We start from the raw sequence: 15,254 nt of genomic DNA on the forward strand, positions 1-15,254 counted from the left end.
GTGAGCGTTTCCGGAGCTACCGGGCGGTCGAGCCCTTCACGGACGGGCCCGCGGCCGGCTTCGCGCTCTTCTTCAGGAAGCCCATGTCCTCGTAGACCGGTGTGGCGAGGCCGAACGCGCCGGCGTTGGCCAGGTTCTTGCGGGCCGCGAGGAGCTGGGGGCGCTGGAAGAGGGGGATGGAGCCGGCCGCCGCCCAGATGCGGGAGTCGGCCTTGCGGATGAGGGAGCGCGCCTTGCCCTCGTCGAGCGTGGCCACGGCCTCGTCGAAGAGCTGGTCGACCTGGTCGGTGCCGACGCGGGTGTAGTTCTGCTCGACGCTCAGGGAGCCGTCGGCGGCCGGGACCGGCTTGGCGTAGACGGGGCGGGCGTCGGTGGCGGGGTAGGCGGTGGCGGGCCAGGAGTAGAGGGCCAGGTCGTACTGGCCGGAGGCGATGTGGTCCTTGAAGTAGGACTCGTCGGAGACCTTGGAGATCTCCGTGCCGATGCCGACGCGCTGCAGCATGCGCGTGATGCGGTCGGCGACCGTGCGCAGGGTCCGGGAGCCGGGCCCGGAGGGGAGCACGAAGCGGAGCGTGAGGGGCTTGCCGTTCTTGGCGAACGGGGCGGCCTCCTGGTTCGCCGGGGCGGCGGTGCCGCGCGGGGCGTACGCGCCGGGGGCACCGCCCGGGTGCGGGTGCTTGTACTGCTTGCCGTCCTGGGCGAGGTGGCCGTCCTGGGCCTGCCGCTGCCCCTTGTGGTCCTCCTGCGCGCCGGCGGAGCCGTCGGCGGGCTCGCCCTCGCCGCCGGCCGCCTTCTCCTCCTTGTCCCCCTTCTTCTTCTGTTCCTCGACGGGGCCGCCGCGCACCCAGCCGGCGTCCGCGAGCAGGGCCTGTGCCTCCTCGGTGTCCTGGTCCCCGAGGGCGCCGCTGTTGTCGGCGTAGGCGGCCTGGCCGGACAGGGCGAGGTGGCTGCCGACCGGGACGGCGGGCAGGCCCAGGGGCTCGAGGACGACCTCGGCCAGTTCCTCGCGGTCCAGGGCGCGGGCGACGGCCCGGCGGACCCGCTCGTCGGCCAGCGGGCCCTCGGCGCCGTTCAGGGCGAGCTGGGTGAAGGCCGGCTCCAGCGACTTGCGCACCTCGTAGCCGCGCAGGGCCTTTTGCTGCCGGGCGTACTTGGCGGCCGCCTTGCGCAGCTTCTTGCGGGCGACGGTCTCCTCGTCGGCCGCGTCGTCGTCGGTGCCGTTGGCGACGGCCCAGGAGCGCAGGGCGTCCGCGGCGGTCCGGTCGGCGCCTGGGCCCATCAGGGGGCTGCTGGAGCTGTGCGGGCGGGCGGCCAGGGTGATGCGGCGGGCGGCCGCGGGGTCGATCTCGGCCAGGTCGAGGGTGCCGGCGGCCAGCTCGGCGGCCCGCTTGTCGCGCGGCACGGTGCGCAGCTCGATCGTGGAGAGCTTGGCGGGCTCGCCCCACCAGCGCGGGTTGCGGGCGAGGGTGATCCGCTCGTCCTCGGTGTCGACCTTCTCGACCAGGAAGGGGCCGGCGGTGACCTTGAGTTTCTTGCGGGCGCCGTCGTTGAAGGAGTCCGGGGTGCCCATGACGTCCTTCGGGTACAGCGGGGAGAACAGGGAGCGCCAGTCGGCGTAGGGGCGGCTGAAGGTGACCCGGACCTCCAGGGCGCTGTCGCCGCGCTCGATCTTCTGGATGCGGTCGTAGCCGGCGTTGCGGGCGGTCCAGTAGGCGGTGTCCTTGCCGGACAGGGCGCGCCACTGGGCGGCGAAGTCGGCGGCGCCGATCTCCCGGCCGTCGCTCCAGACGGCCTGCTGGTCGAGCTTGTACAGGACGACCTGCTTGGGCTCGGTCTCGACGACCTTCGCGGACTCCAGGTAGGCGGGGTGGCGCTCGGGGCGGCCGGAGGCGTCCATCCGGAACATCGACGGCAGGACGGCCTGGGCGACGCGGGTGGTGGTGGCGTCGGCGTCCGACTGGAAGGTGTTCAGCGTGTCCGGCACGGAGTCGACGGCCCAGCGCAGGGTGCCGCCGTCGGTGATCTTGTCGCGGGCGGCGGGCTGGATGTCCGGCGCGGCGAGCGGCTTGCCGGCCGGGTCCTCGGAACCGCAGCCGGCGAGCGCGGGCACCGCGAGGACGCCCGCGGTGAGGAAGGCGACCGAGCGCGTGACCGCGCGCGGGCCGACGCCGTGCTGGGACATCTGTACTACCTCCGGGAAGCCGCGGGCGTTATGATCACTTTTGGCGGTATTTGGAGTTCATCTGATGTATGCGGCCACTGAAGAGGAAAGGGTTCGGCAACACAGAGCGACACGGCGGGCACGGACGGGAAGCCACCCGTGCGGCCCAACGCACCGCTCGGTGCACCCACACGCCTCGGCCAATCGATGCACATCCCTTCACAGCGCGAGGTGTGACGCGCAACACTCGCAGGCGCATGAACGTTGCCGCCTTGGGCCGTGAAGGACCCGTGGAAGTGAGGGCAAGTCATGTCCGTTCACGACGAACTGACGTCAGTCCAGCGCTCTCTCGACGACCTGCTGCGGTCGCTGGGACGGCTGGAGAAGCAGCTCGGCACCGGCGGCCTGGAGATGCGCCGCGTCCGGGCCGACGCCAACCACCTGCGCGAGAGCCTCGCCCTGCTGCGTGAAGCCGCCGCGTCACCCACCGCGCCCCTGCGTCCCGAGCTGGTCACCATCTCGGACGCGCCGTACGACCCGTCGCTGTGGATCGACTCGGACGACGAGGGGCTGGGCGCCCGGGACCGGCGCGCTCCCTGACCGGGAGGGCGTCGAGCGACCGGCACCTCCCCCGAACCCGACCGGAGTCGTCACGTGGCCACTGGTACGGAACCTCCCGCCACCGGATCCCTTCCCAGCAGCGGTGGCGTCAGGGCGGGGACGCGCGCCGCGATCGCCGCCCCGCACCTGCGCACCGACCGCTGGTGGCTGGCCCCGGCCGGCACGGTCGCCGGTCTGCTGGCCTTCATCGTCTACTCGACCTGGCGGGCCTTCGCCGACGCCGACTACTACGCGGCGCCGTACGTCTCGCCGTTCTACTCCCCCTGCCTGGCGGAGCGGTGCGAGCCGATGCGGGGCGGCCCCAACTGGGAGATCTTCGGCGGCTGGTGGGGCATCTCGCCCGCGATCATCATCCTGATCTTCCCGCTGGGCTTCCGGCTGACCTGCTACTACTACCGCAAGGCCTACTACCGGGGCTTCTGGGCGTCCCCGCCCGCCTGCGCCGTGGCCGAGCCGCACAAGAAGTACACCGGCGAGACCCGCTTCCCGCTGATCCTGCAGAACGTCCACCGGTACTTCTTCTACGCGGCGCTGCTCGTCGCCGGGATCCTCACCTACGACACCGTGCTCGCCTTCCGCGACGAGCACTACGCGTGGGGCCACATGGGCCTGGGCACCCTCGTGTTCCTGGTCAACATCGTGCTGATCTGGGCGTACACGATCTCCTGCCACTCCTGCCGGCACATCGTCGGCGGCAAGCTCAAGCACTTCTCCCGGCACCCCGTGCGCTACCGGATGTGGCAGTGGGCGGGGAAGCTCAACGCCCGGCACATGCTGCTCGCCTGGACGTCGCTGGCGAGCGTGGCGCTCGCCGACTTCTACGTCTACCTGGTCGCGTCCGGTGTCTTCGAGGATCCGAGGTTCTTCTGATGTCCGTGGTGGAGCGGCAGGAGTGGGACGTCGTCGTGGTCGGGGCCGGCGGGGCGGGGCTGCGCGCCGCCATCGAGGCCCGTGAGCGCGGCGCCCGTACGGCGGTGATCTGCAAGTCGCTGTTCGGCAAGGCGCACACAGTGATGGCCGAGGGCGGCATCGCGGCCGCGATGGCCAACGCCAACGAGAACGACAGCTGGCAGGTCCACTTCCGCGACACGATGCGCGGCGGCAAGTTCCTCAACCAGTGGCGGATGGCCGAGCTGCACGCCCGGGAGGCGCCGGACCGGGTGTGGGAGCTGGAGACCTGGGGCGCGCTGTTCGACCGTACGAAGGACGGCCGGATCTCGCAGCGCAACTTCGGCGGCCACGAGTACCCGCGCCTCGCCCACGTCGGCGACCGCACCGGCCTGGAGCTGATCCGCACCCTCCAGCAGAAGATCGTCGCGCTCCAGCAGGAGGACCACCGCGAGACCGGGGACTACGAGTCCCGGCTGAAGGTCTTCCAGGAGTGCACGGTCACGCAGGTGCTGAAGGACGGCGAACGGGTGTCCGGGGTCTTCGCCTACGAGCGCGAGAGCGGCCGCTTCCTCGTCCTGGAGGCGCCCGCCGTGGTGATCGCCACGGGCGGCATCGGCAAGTCCTTCAAGGTGACGTCGAACTCCTGGGAGTACACCGGCGACGGGCACGCGCTGGCGCTGCTGGCCGGGGCTCCGCTGCTGAACATGGAGTTCGTGCAGTTCCATCCGACGGGCATGGTCTGGCCGCCGTCGGTGAAGGGCATCCTCGTCACCGAGTCGGTCCGCGGCGACGGCGGGGTGCTGCGCAACTCCGACGGCAAGCGGTTCATGTTCGACTACGTCCCCGACGTCTTCAAGGACAAGTACGCCGAGACGGAGGAGGAGGCCGACCGCTGGTACGACGACCCGGACCACAACCGGCGGCCCCCCGAGCTGCTCCCCCGCGACGAGGTCGCCCGGGCGATCAACGCCGAGGTGAAGGAGGGGCGCGGTTCCCCGCACGGGGGCGTGTTCCTCGACGTGTCCACGCGGATGCCGGCCGAGGTCGTCAAGCGGCGGCTGCCGTCGATGTACCACCAGTTCAAGGAGCTGGCCGACGTCGACATCACCGCCGAGGCGATGGAGGTCGGGCCCACCTGCCACTACGTGATGGGCGGGATCGCGGTCGAGTCCGACACGGCGGCGGCCCGCGGGGTGCCCGGGCTGTACGCGGCCGGAGAGGTCGCCGGCGGCATGCACGGCTCCAACCGGCTCGGCGGCAACTCGCTGTCCGACCTGCTGGTGTTCGGCCGCCGCGCGGGCTGGCACGCGGCCGAGTACGCGACCGGGCCGGCCGGGGCGCGGCCCGTCGTCGACGACGCGCTGGTCGACGCCGCCGCCGCGGAGGCCCTGCGGCCCTTCTCGGCCGAGGCGGACAGCGGGGAACCGGCCGGCGGCCCGCCGGAGAACCCGTACACCCTGCACCAGGAACTGCAGCAGACCATGAACGACCTGGTCGGCATCATCCGCCGCGAGACGGAGATGAAGCAGGCCCTGGAGAAGCTGGCCGAGCTGCGGGTGCGCTCGCGCCGGGCCGGGGTCGAGGGGCACCGGCAGTTCAACCCGGGCTGGCACCTCGCCCTGGACCTCAGGAACATGCTGCTGGTCAGCGAGTGCGTGGCGCGGGCCGCGCTGGAGCGCACCGAGTCGCGGGGCGGGCACACCCGGGAGGACCACCCGTCCATGGACCGCAAGTGGCGGCGGATCAACCTGCTGTGCGCGCTCACCGACCCGGCGGGCGGGCCGGCGGCGGCCGACCCGGTCCGCGGCCGGATCACGCTCACCCGCGAGACCACCGAACCCGTCCGTGCCGACCTGCTCGCCCTGTTCGACAAGGAGGAGCTGGTCAAGTACCTGGCCGAAGAGGAGCTGTACGAATGAGCGGCTATGCGGCCCGTTTCAGGGTCTGGCGCGGGGACGTGAGCGGCGGCGGCCTGGAGGACTTCGAGGTCGAGGTCAACGAGGGCGAGGTGGTGCTGGACATCGTCCACCGGCTCCAGGCCACCCAGGTGCCCGATCTCGCCGTGCGCTGGAACTGCAAGGCGGGCAAGTGCGGTTCGTGCTCCGCGGAGATCAACGGCCGGCCGCGGCTGATGTGCATGACGCGCATGTCGGTGTTCGGCCGGGAGGAGACCGTCACGATCACCCCGCTGCGGGCGTTCCCGGTGATCCGCGACCTGGTCACCGACGTGGGCTTCAACTACGCGAAGGCGCGGGAGGTCCCGGCCTTCGTCCCGCCGGCCGGTCTGGCGCCGGGCGAGTACCGCATGATGCAGGAGGACGTGGACCGGCCGCAGGAGTTCCGCAAGTGCATCGAGTGCTTCCTGTGCCAGGACACCTGCCATGTGGTCCGCGACCACGAGGAGAACAAACAGGCGTTCGCCGGGCCCCGGTTCCTGATGCGGGTCGCCGAGCTGGACATGCACCCGCTGGACGCGGCGGCGGAGGCGGGCCTGGACCGCAAGACCACCGCCCAGGACGAGCACGGCCTGGGCTACTGCAACATCACCAAGTGCTGCACGGAGGTCTGCCCCGAGGGCATCAAGATCACGGACAACGCCCTGATCCCCCTGAAGGAACGGGCGATCGACCGCAAGTACGACCCCCTGGTCTGGCTGGGTTCGAAGATCAGGAGGCGGTCCTCGGCGGGCTGATCACCGGCTGACCCAGTCCTCCTCGTAGGCACGCCAGTCCGCCTCGGTCGCGGCGAAGTCGATGTACAGCGCGACGCCGAAGCGGGCCCGGTCCGCGTCCGTGCGGGACAGGCCCAGGCGGACGCCCCGGACCGCGGCGGGCACGGTCTCGGCGTGGCCCCAGTGGTCGAAGTTGCTCTCCCAGTAGAAGGGCAGGCCCATCAGCAGGTCGGTGGAGGGCGGAGTGGCCTCCAGGGCGAGGGAGGTCTGCTGGGCGACGTAGCCGCCGTAGGTGCTCTCCAGGGGCTGGGCGGTGTCGTAGGACATCACGGCGATCTGGTCGACGCGGCGGGCGACCTGGCCGAAGAACTCCTGGGACCACCACTTGGGGTGCTCGGTGAACAGGCCGAACACGGTGTGCAGGTGCGGGAGCGGGTCGATCTGGTGGGCGGCGACGGACAGCCGGGCGTCCCGGGAGCGGGTCTCGCGGCGCAGGGCGTCCAGCAGGGTGAGGAAGTCGCGGTCGCCGGACGGCATGGGCTCCAGGTCGAGGTGGACGCCCTCGTAGCCGGTGTCCAGGACCTGGCGGACCGAGCGGACGACGGCCGCGCGGGTGTCCGGGTCGGCCAGGACCAGTCCCTCGCTGCTCTCGGAGGCGAGGACGTCGCCCAGGAAGGCCTGGACGCGGACGCCGGGAAGGCTCTCGTGCACCGCGTCGATGAACCAGCGGGCCCTCGGATAAAGCGACTTCGGGAGGGTTCCGTCGTGCTCCAGGGGGCCGGAGTGGACGTACAGGTCGCGGATGCCGGTGTCGCGCAGGCGGCGGGCCAGGGCGGTGACGTCGGCGTCCTTCTTGCGGCCGTCCACCCAGGCGTGGCCGAGCCACAGGGCGTCGCGGTCGCGGGTGCGGGTGCCGTCCGCCGGGTCGCCGGTGTAGTTGATCCCCAGGGCCGTCAGCACGGCGATGAGGGAGACCACGGGGACCAGGAGCACCACGAGCGCCGCGCGCAGGAGACGGCGGCGGCGCCGTCGTCCCGTGCCGCCGTCGGAGGGGGGAGCGTCCCGCGGGGTGTCGCCGGCGGCGGGTGCCCCGGCCGGTGCCGTGTCCTCCGTGCGGTCCATGCCGTCTCTCCCCGGGGCGCGTGTGAGCGGTGTCGCCAGGGAGGACGGCCCGTACGGGCGTTCGGTTGCGGTCAGAACAGGCTCAGCAGGGCCTCCGCCGGGTCCGGCAGACCCGCTCCGCCGTCCGGGAGCGGGAGTTCGAACCAGACGGTCTTGCCCCGGGGCGTGCGGCGCGAGCCCCAGGCGGCGCTGAGGAGGCCGACGAGCTGGAGGCCACGGCCGCCCTCGTCCGTGTCCCGGGCCCGGCGGCGGCGGGGCTGGACCAGGCCCGAGTCCCACACCTCGCAGACCAGGGTGCGGTCCAGCAGCAGGCGGAGCCGGATCTCGCCCTCGCCGTAGCGCAGGGCGTTGGTGACCAGTTCGCTGACGAGCAGCTCCGTGGTGTCGACGAGGGGCTCCATGTCCCAGCTGAGCAGCTGGGCGCGCGCGTACTCGCGGGCCCGGCCCACGCTGCGCGGCTCGCGCGGCAGGGTCCAGTCGCCGACGGACTCGGTGGGCAGGCCCTGGACACGTGCCATCAGCAGTGCGATGTCGTCCTCGCCGTGATGGGTGTCGAGGGTGTTGAGGACGTGGTCGCAGACGTCCTCCAGCGGCTGGGTGGGGTCGGCGAGGGCGCTGACGAAGGCCTGCAGGCCCTCGTCCAGGGGGTGGTCACGGCTCTCGACCAGTCCGTCCGTGTAGAGCGCGAGCAGGGCGCCCTCGGGCAGTTCGACCTCGACCTCCTCGAAGGGCTCGCCGCCCACGCCGAGCGGCATGCCCGGCGGCACGTCCAGCATCAGGGCCGGCTCGCCCGGTTCGACCAGGACGGGCGGCAGATGGCCGGCGTTGGCGAACGTACAGCGCCGGGTGACGGAGTCGTAGACGGCGTACACGCAGGTGGCGAGGTAGACCTCCGACAGGTCCGCCTCCCTCGGGCGGCGGGCCGCCCGGGTCGCCTGCTGCACGCCCCCGGGTGCGCCGAGGCCGCGGGCGATCTCGTCCAGCTGGGAGAGCACCTCGGCCGGTTCGAGGTCGAGCTGGGCCAGGGTCCGTACGGCGGTGCGCAGTTCACCCATGGCGACGGCGGCGCGCAGGCCGCGGCCCATGACGTCGCCGACGACCAGGGCGGTGCGGTGCCCGGGCAGTTCGATGACGTCGAACCAGTCGCCGCCGACCTCGCTGGGCCGGCCGGTGTTGGCGTTGCCGGGCAGGTAGCGGCAGGCGATGTCGAGGCCGGAGGCCTCCGGGTCGCCGGGCGGGAGCAGGGACCGTTGCAGTATCAACGCGCGTTCGTGCTCGCGCCGGTAGAGGCGGGCGTTGTCGATGCAGACGGCGGCGCGCGCGGCGAGTTCGACGGCCAGGTCCCGGTCGCGGTCGCCGAAGGGCTCGCTGCCCTTGGCCCGGGCGAACTGCACCAGCCCGACGACGGTGTCGTGGGCGACCATCGGCACGGCGAGCGTGGACTGCACGAGCCCGCCGTCCTCGGGGGGCACGATCTGCGGGCGGGCCGTGCGCAGGGCGTCCGCACAGGGCGAGTTGAAGGGGTAGTGGTGGACCGCGCCGACCGAGACCGGCACGCCCGTACCGGCGAACGGCGCGTCGGACACGGCGCTCGCGAAGGCCACGCGGCGCAACTCGGCGCTGCCGTCGGCCAGTCCGGGCGGGGTCTCGTCCCCGGCCAGCAGCCCCTGGTAGAGGTCGACGGTGGCCAGGTCGCAGAAGCCGGGGACGACGACGTCGAGGAGCTGACGGGCCGTGGTCTCCAGGTCCAGGGAGTTGCCGATGCGGGCGCCCGCCTCGTTCAGCAGGGCCAGATTGCGCCGGGCGGCGGCGGCCTCGCGGGCGGCGGCGCGGCGCGCGGTGATGTCGATGCCGAGCCAGGCGATCCCGATGGGGCGGCCCGAACCGCTGTTCACCCGGTAGAGGTTGACGGACCAGTGGCGGCGCTCGTCGGAGCCCGGCACGAAACCCGTGACGTGCATGTCGGTGATGGAGTTGCCGGTCTCCAGCACCCGGCGCATCGTGGCGGCGACCCGCTCGGCCTCGCCGCGCTGGAGGTAGTCGTGGACGCCCTTGCCGCGGTGCTCGTCGGGCGTGCCGCCGAAGATGGAGGCGAACCGCTGGTTGGCGCGGCGGACCCGCAGGTCCGGGTCGATCAGCAGGAAGCCGAACGGGGATTGACCGAATATGGCCTGCGAGGCGGCGAGGTCGGTCTCGATGCTGCGCAGGGTGCGCACGTCGACGACGATGCACACGGCGGCCTTCTCGCCGTCCTCGGTGCGCGTCGGCATGACGTACACCTCGGCGAGCCCTTCGTGACCGCACTCCCCCTCGTAGCCCTTCGGCATCCGGAAGGGCACCACGCCGGTCCACTCGCGGCCGTCGAGGATCTCGGCCATCTTGCGCATGCCGCGCTCGCGGTGGCGGGGGTCGATGAACGCCTCGATGGGGTCCATGCCGACGGCGCGCGCGGCGGGGATCCCGAAGAGGTGCTCAGCGCGCAGGCTCCACTGCTCGACCAGCCCGTCGGGACCGATGGAGAAGGACGCGACCTTGATGTAGTCGTAGATGGATCCGGGAGGACTGCTCTGCCACATGGCGTCCCCGGGCGGCACCCCGTCGGCCGCGAGCGCACCTGAGACCGCGGAGGCCAGGCCGTCGGCAGCCCTCGCCTTCGCGCCCTCCGACGGGTCCTCGGACTCCGTGGCCTTCGCTGGTATCTCGCTCACGCGAACCGTCCCCTCCAGCTCACCGCGCCCGGCACCGGTCACCAGGGGCGGCTGCCCGCAGTATCCAGCACTACGGTGCCGCACAACACGGTGTTCACGATCACAGCACGGTCCCGATGGTTTTCGGTCCGGACCGTGAGAACACTTCCAGTCTTCTAACCAGCGGACACGTCGTCGAACCCCGTCCGCCGACAACCGCCACTGGCCTGAACCAATCGCTCTACAGCGGTGCGGGGTACGTACACCGTTTTTTCACTCCGGCACCGCGAGTTCGAACCACACGGTCTTGCCCGCGGCGCCGGGCCGGGTGCCCCAGCGGCGGGAGGCGGAGGCCACCAGTTGCAGTCCGCGGCCGCTCTCGTCCTCGGGGCGGGCGGTGCGCTCGCGGGGCGGGTCCGGCAGCGGGTCGGAGACCTCGACCCGCAGGACGCCGTCCAGGCCGGAGGGGCGCACCAGACGGACGCCGATGGGGCCGGTGGCGTGCCGCAGGGCGTTGGTGACCAACTCGCTGACCAGCAGCGCCGTCAGGTCGGCGAGGCTGTCCAGGTCCCAGCCGCGCAGCCGGCCGCGCACGGCCCGGCGGGCGGTGCGCACGGCGTCCGGCTCGGCGGGGAAGGTCCACTCGGCGCAGTCACCCTCGGTGTCGATCACGCCGCTCACTTCCCTGCCGGCCCGCCCACCCATGTCCGGTTTCGTGGGGTTAATGGGCACATACCCGAAATCCGGGGCGGAGTACCGCGCGGCGCGGCGCACTGTGGCACGAAAGGCGTACGGGGCGCCCGCACGGCAGTCGGCCCGCGGCGCACGCCCCCGGGCAGCTTCAGGCGCCGGGTCCTTCCGCCACGCCGGCGTGAGGGTCTCCCGACGTGGTCGCGGGCGCCGGTGACGGCAGAAGCGCGAGGGCCTGCCGGACGGCGGGGACGTCCTGGTCGAGCCAGTCGACGTCCCAGATCTCGCCGGGGCCGAGCCAGCGCAGCGCGTCGTGGTCCTGGAGGGGTTCGGGGGCGGGTGAGCCCGGCCGCAGCCGCGCGGTCCACACGTGCAGGACGTACGGCGGCCGCAGGGGCCACTCGCCCGGGATCCGCTCGCCGGTCTCGGCGTCGACGCCGAGTTCCTCACGCAGTTCGCGCACGAGCGCCGCGTCGGCCGTCTCCCCGGGCTCCACCTTGCCTCCGGGCAGCTCCCAGCGCCCGGCCAGCTCGGCGGGCGCGCTGCGCCGGGCGGCCAGCAGGCGCCCGCCGTCGACGAGCGCGGCCCCCACGACGACGATGTGCTCAGTCATGCGGGGAGCCTAAGGGAGCGCGCCCCGGCACCGCCCGCCTGCCCGCCGGGCCGGACACGCCGTGCGCCGCGGGCCGGACGGCGGGCCCGGGGCCGCACCACCCCGGCGCAGGCCGACCGTGCGCCGCGGCAGCCCGGCGCGGGATCAGTCGTGCAGGGAGGGGCCGTTCTGGCCCAGGCGTTCGACCCAGTAGAGCTGCTTGTGGCCGCGGCCGTCGAGGCTGTCCGCGATCTTCTGGGCCTCGGCCCGGGTCGCGTACCGCCCGACGCGGTAGCGATTGCCGTTGTCGTCCTGACGTATCACGAGCCAGGGAAGAGTGACCGTGCTGTCGTTCATCCCGCCCCTCCACTTCCCGCCCGCGGCCTGTGCCGAGCCCCACCCGCTAAGGAAACCGCAATGCGCATATGCCCGAGCGTACGCCTAACCTTCACGCAGCGAATACGGCTTTTCACCAAGAGGTACGCAACCAGCCAGTACTCAGGGGGCGCGCGCCCGCGAACGCGCCGTCCCCGTACCTCGGCGCACCCGTTCGCGGGCATACCGCATACACGGTGGTCGACCTGCGCAGACGGCGACGGCCCCCGGGTCGCGCGCGACCCGACGCGGCGGCGGCCGTCACGGTGAGGGTGTGAGCGGGGCGCGCGGGGAGCGCGCCGCGGGGCGGATGTGAGCGCTCGCTACTTGACCGGAAGGTGGTAGGCGACCCGGTACCGGTCGGCCGGGATGACCACGTCGGCCGTCTCGACGGGGCGGCCGGAGGCGTAGAACGTGCGCTGGATGACCAGGACGACATGGCCGGGGACGCCGCCGAGCACGAGCAGTTCCTCGGCGAGGCCGGGCCGGGCGCCGACCTCCTCCGTGACGTTGTCCACGATCACGTCGATGGCGCGCATGCGCTCGACGACCCCCATGCCGCCGAGCGGACCCTCCTCCGGGAGCATCACGGGCGTACGGCCCGTGACCGCGAGCGGCTCCCAGGACGTGGAGAGCATCATCGCCTCGCCGCTCTCGCGGTACAGGTACTTCGTGCACATCACACGGTCGCCCGGCTCGATGCCCAGCCGCTCGGCGACCGCGACACTCGCCTCGGTCTGCTCGCTGCTGGACTCCCAGGTGCCGCGTCCCTCGCCGTCGGCCTGCTCCTGGCGGAACGGCGTCGCCCCGCCGCTCGGGCGGTAGCCGGAGCGGGAGATGCGCCGGGGCACGGGCCGCTCGCGCACGTACGTCCCCGACCCGGAGCGGCCCTCGACCAGCCCCTCGGCCATCAGCACCTTGCGGGCCTCCAGCGCGACCGTGTCCGAGACGCCGTACTCCTGGCGGATCCTGGCCTGGGACGGGAGCCGGGTGTGCGGGGGGAGCCGACCGTCGACGATCTTCCTGCGGAGATCACCCGCGACACGCAGGTACGCCGGCTGCTCACCGAATGTCACTGGCCGCTCCCATCAGGTTGTACAGACAGCAACAGCGTGGCAACCGTAGGTTGTGCCGTGCAAGCAAAGGCCAGAGAATCACTCGATGTGATGACATGGCCCCCCTGGGGGCTTTACGCAGGCACTTTCTCCCCGTTATAGCCGCCGTCACACCTGCGCTTCGGCGGCACCGCCCTCGTCCTCGTCGTAGACGGGCGGGGTGGCGGCCAGCCCGAGGGCTTTGCGCGCCGTGACGGTCGACGGGCCGTCGACGTAGGCGTACGCCTGTTCGTAGTGCGTGGAGTAGGTGTCCGGGTCGGCGGCCTCGCTCGCCCCGGCCCACTCCCGCCGCGCGTCCTCCAGGTCCGCCACCAGCGCGGCGACCGGCTCGCGGGCCCCGGACGGCCAGGAGTGACCGCGCAGGGCCTCGATCTGCTCGCCGAGCACGTCGTGCACCTGCGTGGCCCAGGCGCGGTGGCCGGCGAGGTCGTCCTCGGGGGTGTCCTCCGGCTCCTCGTAGAGCGCCGCGTCGAAGGCGTTGGCCGTGGACAGGAAGACGACCTGGTCCGTGCCGAGCGTGGTGGGGTCCTCGCGCAGCGAGCCGGTCAGCTCGGCGCCGGCCTCGGTGTTGCCGAAGACGCAGGTGACGGCGCGGTCGCCCCAGCGCCAGCTCTCCCGGGAGGGCATCAGGTAGTACACGTCGACGTCCGCAGGCAGCGCCCAGGAGTCCATGGCGTACTGGTCCCGCAGCGCCCAGCACCGCTCGTCCGCGATGTCGGTGATCCTCGCGTCGCCGGGGAAGGAGCCGCCGGGCAGGGTGACGACGCCGAAGACCTCGCCGTCGTGCGGGCCCGCGCAGGAGACCGGGTCGACGTCGTAGGTGTCGCCCTCCAGGCCGCCGGGCGCGTCGAAGCAGTCGCCCTTGTCCAGGGTCAGGATCCGGTTGCCCTGCGCGCCCTCCTTGAACCCCTCCCAGGCCTTGGACACGGCCCCGGTGGACAGCACCACCGTCCACAGCACGATCCCGGCGCAGGACAGCACCGCCCCGGCGATCGCCAGGCCCCGCCCGCTCTGCCCGGACCTGCCGATCTGCCGCAGCGCGATCAGCCCCAGCACCAGCCCCAGGGCGGGGATGAAGCACAGGACGCCGAGCACGAGGGCGGCGACGGCCAGGGCGTTGACGGAGACCGGCGTGCCGTACGGGCGCCCGGCGGTGCCGTACGGCCCCCAGGCCTGCGACGGGCCGGCGGGGGGCGGGCCGTACGGGTCCCGGGGGTACGAGGGCCCGGGGGGCGGGGGTATCGACACGGGTGCGGTGCTCCTGACTGAGGCGGTGGGCGGGTCGGCGTGCGGCTCGGCGCATCGTAAGCGGCCGGGCCCTGGGGCGGAACGCGGGCTGCGCGCACGGCGGTACGGGCGACTACACCCCCTCGGCCGCCCGGTGGCATGCCTGTGCGTAGGCCCGGATCAGGGGGCGGTCGCCGTGTTCGCGGCGCCAGGCCAGGGCGTAGCGGGCCCGGGGCAGGCCGTGGACCGGGCGGGTCGTGACGCCCCCGAGGGTGAGCAGGGGGACGTTGCCCGCCGCGACGAGGCAGACGCCGAGGCCGGCGGCCAGGGCCTCGTAGGTCTCCTCCGTGCTCGCGATCTCGGCGCCGATGCGGGGCGGGCGGCCGCCGCGGTTGGCGAGGGCGAGCCAGAAGTCGCGCTGCGGGCCCGTGCTGCCGGGCAGCGCGAGGAACGGCTCGTCCAGCAGGTCAGCGAAGTCGACGCCGGCGCGGGCGGCGAGCGGGTGGGTGTCGGGCAGGGCGACCCTGAGCGGTTCCTCCACGACGACCGTCCAGGCGTAGCGGTCCTGGCCGGGCAGGGGCAGCCAGACGAACGCGACGTCGGCGGAGCCGTCGGCCAGACCCGCGGTCGGGTCCTCCCAGTTGACCTGCCGCAGCCGGAGAGCCGTCTCGGGGTGGGCCGCGGTGAAGCGGGAGCGGATGGCCGGCAGCAGGCCGCCGCGGACCGGGCTGGTGCTCATGCCCACGACGAGCGTGCCGCCGCGCGCCGTCCGGACGGCGTCCACCGCGTCCGCCGCCTCCTGCCATGCCGTCAGCACCCCGCGCGCGTGCGGCAGCAGCGCCGTGCCGGCGTCGGTGAGGGCCACACCGTGGCGGTCGCGCCGGAACAGCTCGACGCCCAACTGCCGCTCCAGTACCCGGATCTGCTTGCTCAGCGCGGGCTGGGAGAGGTGGAGCCGCTCGGCGGCCCGGGTGAAGTGCAGTTCCTCGGCCACCGCCAGGAAGGAACGCAGGTCGCGCACATGGACGTCCTTGGTCATGCCCATCGGCTATCACCGAAGGACTTGGACGGACAACTGCGCACCGGGGCAGGGTGGTTGGCC

The 15,254-nt window shown here is 72.9% G+C and carries 13 protein-coding genes; 4 read left to right on the forward strand and 9 right to left on the reverse strand.

Annotation, left to right across the window (positions count from 1 at the left end; all coding sequences use genetic code 11):
- Positions 1-16: 16 nt before the first annotated feature.
- Complete coding sequence (locus ACIGAN_RS29775; RefSeq protein WP_399862210.1) at positions 17-2,182, reverse strand: ABC transporter family substrate-binding protein; 2,166 nt, start codon at positions 2,180-2,182, stop codon at positions 17-19.
- A 288-nt stretch (positions 2,183-2,470) separates the two neighbouring features.
- On the opposite strand from ACIGAN_RS29775, the gene ACIGAN_RS29780 reads away from it, so the two are divergent.
- The 4 genes from ACIGAN_RS29780 to ACIGAN_RS29795 are packed head-to-tail and all read left to right on the forward strand — an operon-like array spanning position 2,471 to position 6,365.
- Positions 2,471-2,761 carry a hypothetical protein gene (locus tag ACIGAN_RS29780; RefSeq protein WP_365094614.1) on the forward strand — a complete coding sequence of 97 codons (291 nt, stop codon included), beginning with the start codon at positions 2,471-2,473 and terminating at the stop codon, positions 2,759-2,761.
- Between the two features lie 54 nt (positions 2,762-2,815).
- Positions 2,816-3,652, forward strand: a complete 837-nt coding sequence (locus ACIGAN_RS29785) for a hypothetical protein (RefSeq protein ID WP_399862212.1) — start codon at positions 2,816-2,818, stop codon at positions 3,650-3,652.
- The gene (locus tag ACIGAN_RS29790) at positions 3,652-5,592 is read left to right on the forward strand and encodes a fumarate reductase/succinate dehydrogenase flavoprotein subunit (protein ID WP_399862214.1); all 1,941 of its coding nucleotides are present in this window, start codon (positions 3,652-3,654) and stop codon (positions 5,590-5,592) included. The genes ACIGAN_RS29785 and ACIGAN_RS29790 overlap by 1 nt, the downstream gene beginning before the upstream one ends.
- Positions 5,589-6,365, forward strand: coding sequence for a succinate dehydrogenase/fumarate reductase iron-sulfur subunit (locus ACIGAN_RS29795; protein WP_365740227.1), 777 nt, complete (start codon positions 5,589-5,591; stop codon positions 6,363-6,365). The genes ACIGAN_RS29790 and ACIGAN_RS29795 overlap by 4 nt, the downstream gene beginning before the upstream one ends.
- Here the strand turns inward: ACIGAN_RS29795 and ACIGAN_RS29800 are convergent, their stop codons facing one another.
- The 8 genes from ACIGAN_RS29800 to ACIGAN_RS29835 form a co-directional block, all read right to left on the reverse strand.
- The gene (locus ACIGAN_RS29800) at positions 6,366-7,466 is read right to left on the reverse strand and encodes a hypothetical protein (protein WP_399862216.1); all 1,101 of its coding nucleotides are present in this window, start codon (positions 7,464-7,466) and stop codon (positions 6,366-6,368) included.
- A 71-nt stretch (positions 7,467-7,537) separates the two neighbouring features.
- Positions 7,538-10,174, reverse strand: coding sequence for a SpoIIE family protein phosphatase (locus ACIGAN_RS29805; protein ID WP_365094600.1), 2,637 nt, complete (start codon positions 10,172-10,174; stop codon positions 7,538-7,540).
- A gap of 252 nt (positions 10,175-10,426) precedes the next feature.
- On the reverse strand, positions 10,427-10,858 hold the full coding sequence (locus ACIGAN_RS29810; RefSeq protein ID WP_365740224.1) for an ATP-binding protein: 432 nt from the start codon (positions 10,856-10,858) through the stop codon (positions 10,427-10,429).
- 136 nt (positions 10,859-10,994) lie between these two features.
- Positions 10,995-11,456: a (deoxy)nucleoside triphosphate pyrophosphohydrolase gene (locus tag ACIGAN_RS29815; RefSeq protein WP_399862219.1), complete on the reverse strand. Its 462-nt coding sequence runs from the start codon at positions 11,454-11,456 to the stop codon at positions 10,995-10,997.
- Between the two features lie 144 nt (positions 11,457-11,600).
- Positions 11,601-11,792 (reverse strand): SPOR domain-containing protein, encoded by a 192-nt coding sequence (locus ACIGAN_RS29820; protein ID WP_365094592.1) that lies wholly within the window; start codon positions 11,790-11,792, stop codon positions 11,601-11,603.
- Positions 11,793-12,133: 341 nt separating this feature from the next.
- The gene (locus ACIGAN_RS29825; protein WP_365094589.1) at positions 12,134-12,886 is read right to left on the reverse strand and encodes a GntR family transcriptional regulator; all 753 of its coding nucleotides are present in this window, start codon (positions 12,884-12,886) and stop codon (positions 12,134-12,136) included.
- Positions 12,887-13,033: 147 nt separating this feature from the next.
- Entirely contained in the window at positions 13,034-14,173 is a 1,140-nt protein-coding gene (locus ACIGAN_RS29830; protein ID WP_399862222.1) for a DUF4190 domain-containing protein, read from the reverse strand.
- Between the two features lie 112 nt (positions 14,174-14,285).
- Positions 14,286-15,197 (reverse strand): LysR family transcriptional regulator, encoded by a 912-nt coding sequence (locus ACIGAN_RS29835; RefSeq protein ID WP_399862224.1) that lies wholly within the window; start codon positions 15,195-15,197, stop codon positions 14,286-14,288.
- Positions 15,198-15,254 lie beyond the last annotated feature (57 nt).

Origin of the sequence: Streptomyces sp. NPDC085931 (genome assembly GCF_044540565.1) — a bacterium.
Lineage (GTDB): Bacteria > Actinomycetota > Actinomycetes > Streptomycetales > Streptomycetaceae > Streptomyces.

What these genes read in the sequence shown, in the direction of transcription:
- ACIGAN_RS29800 (WP_399862216.1), bottom strand. Translation starts at nt 7,466, where the DNA reads ATGGACCGCACGGAGGACACGGCACCGGCCGGGGCACCCGCCGCCGGC.
- ACIGAN_RS29810 (WP_365740224.1), bottom strand. Translation starts at nt 10,858, where the DNA reads ATGGGTGGGCGGGCCGGCAGGGAAGTGAGCGGCGTGATCGACACCGAG.
- ACIGAN_RS29820 (WP_365094592.1), bottom strand. Translation starts at nt 11,792, where the DNA reads ATGAACGACAGCACGGTCACTCTTCCCTGGCTCGTGATACGTCAGGAC.
- ACIGAN_RS29795 (WP_365740227.1), top strand. Translation starts at nt 5,589, where the DNA reads ATGAGCGGCTATGCGGCCCGTTTCAGGGTCTGGCGCGGGGACGTGAGC.
- ACIGAN_RS29815 (WP_399862219.1), bottom strand. Translation starts at nt 11,456, where the DNA reads ATGACTGAGCACATCGTCGTCGTGGGGGCCGCGCTCGTCGACGGCGGG.
- ACIGAN_RS29835 (WP_399862224.1), bottom strand. Translation starts at nt 15,197, where the DNA reads ATGGGCATGACCAAGGACGTCCATGTGCGCGACCTGCGTTCCTTCCTG.
- ACIGAN_RS29780 (WP_365094614.1), top strand. Translation starts at nt 2,471, where the DNA reads ATGTCCGTTCACGACGAACTGACGTCAGTCCAGCGCTCTCTCGACGAC.
- ACIGAN_RS29775 (WP_399862210.1), bottom strand. Translation starts at nt 2,182, where the DNA reads ATGTCCCAGCACGGCGTCGGCCCGCGCGCGGTCACGCGCTCGGTCGCC.
- ACIGAN_RS29790 (WP_399862214.1), top strand. Translation starts at nt 3,652, where the DNA reads ATGTCCGTGGTGGAGCGGCAGGAGTGGGACGTCGTCGTGGTCGGGGCC.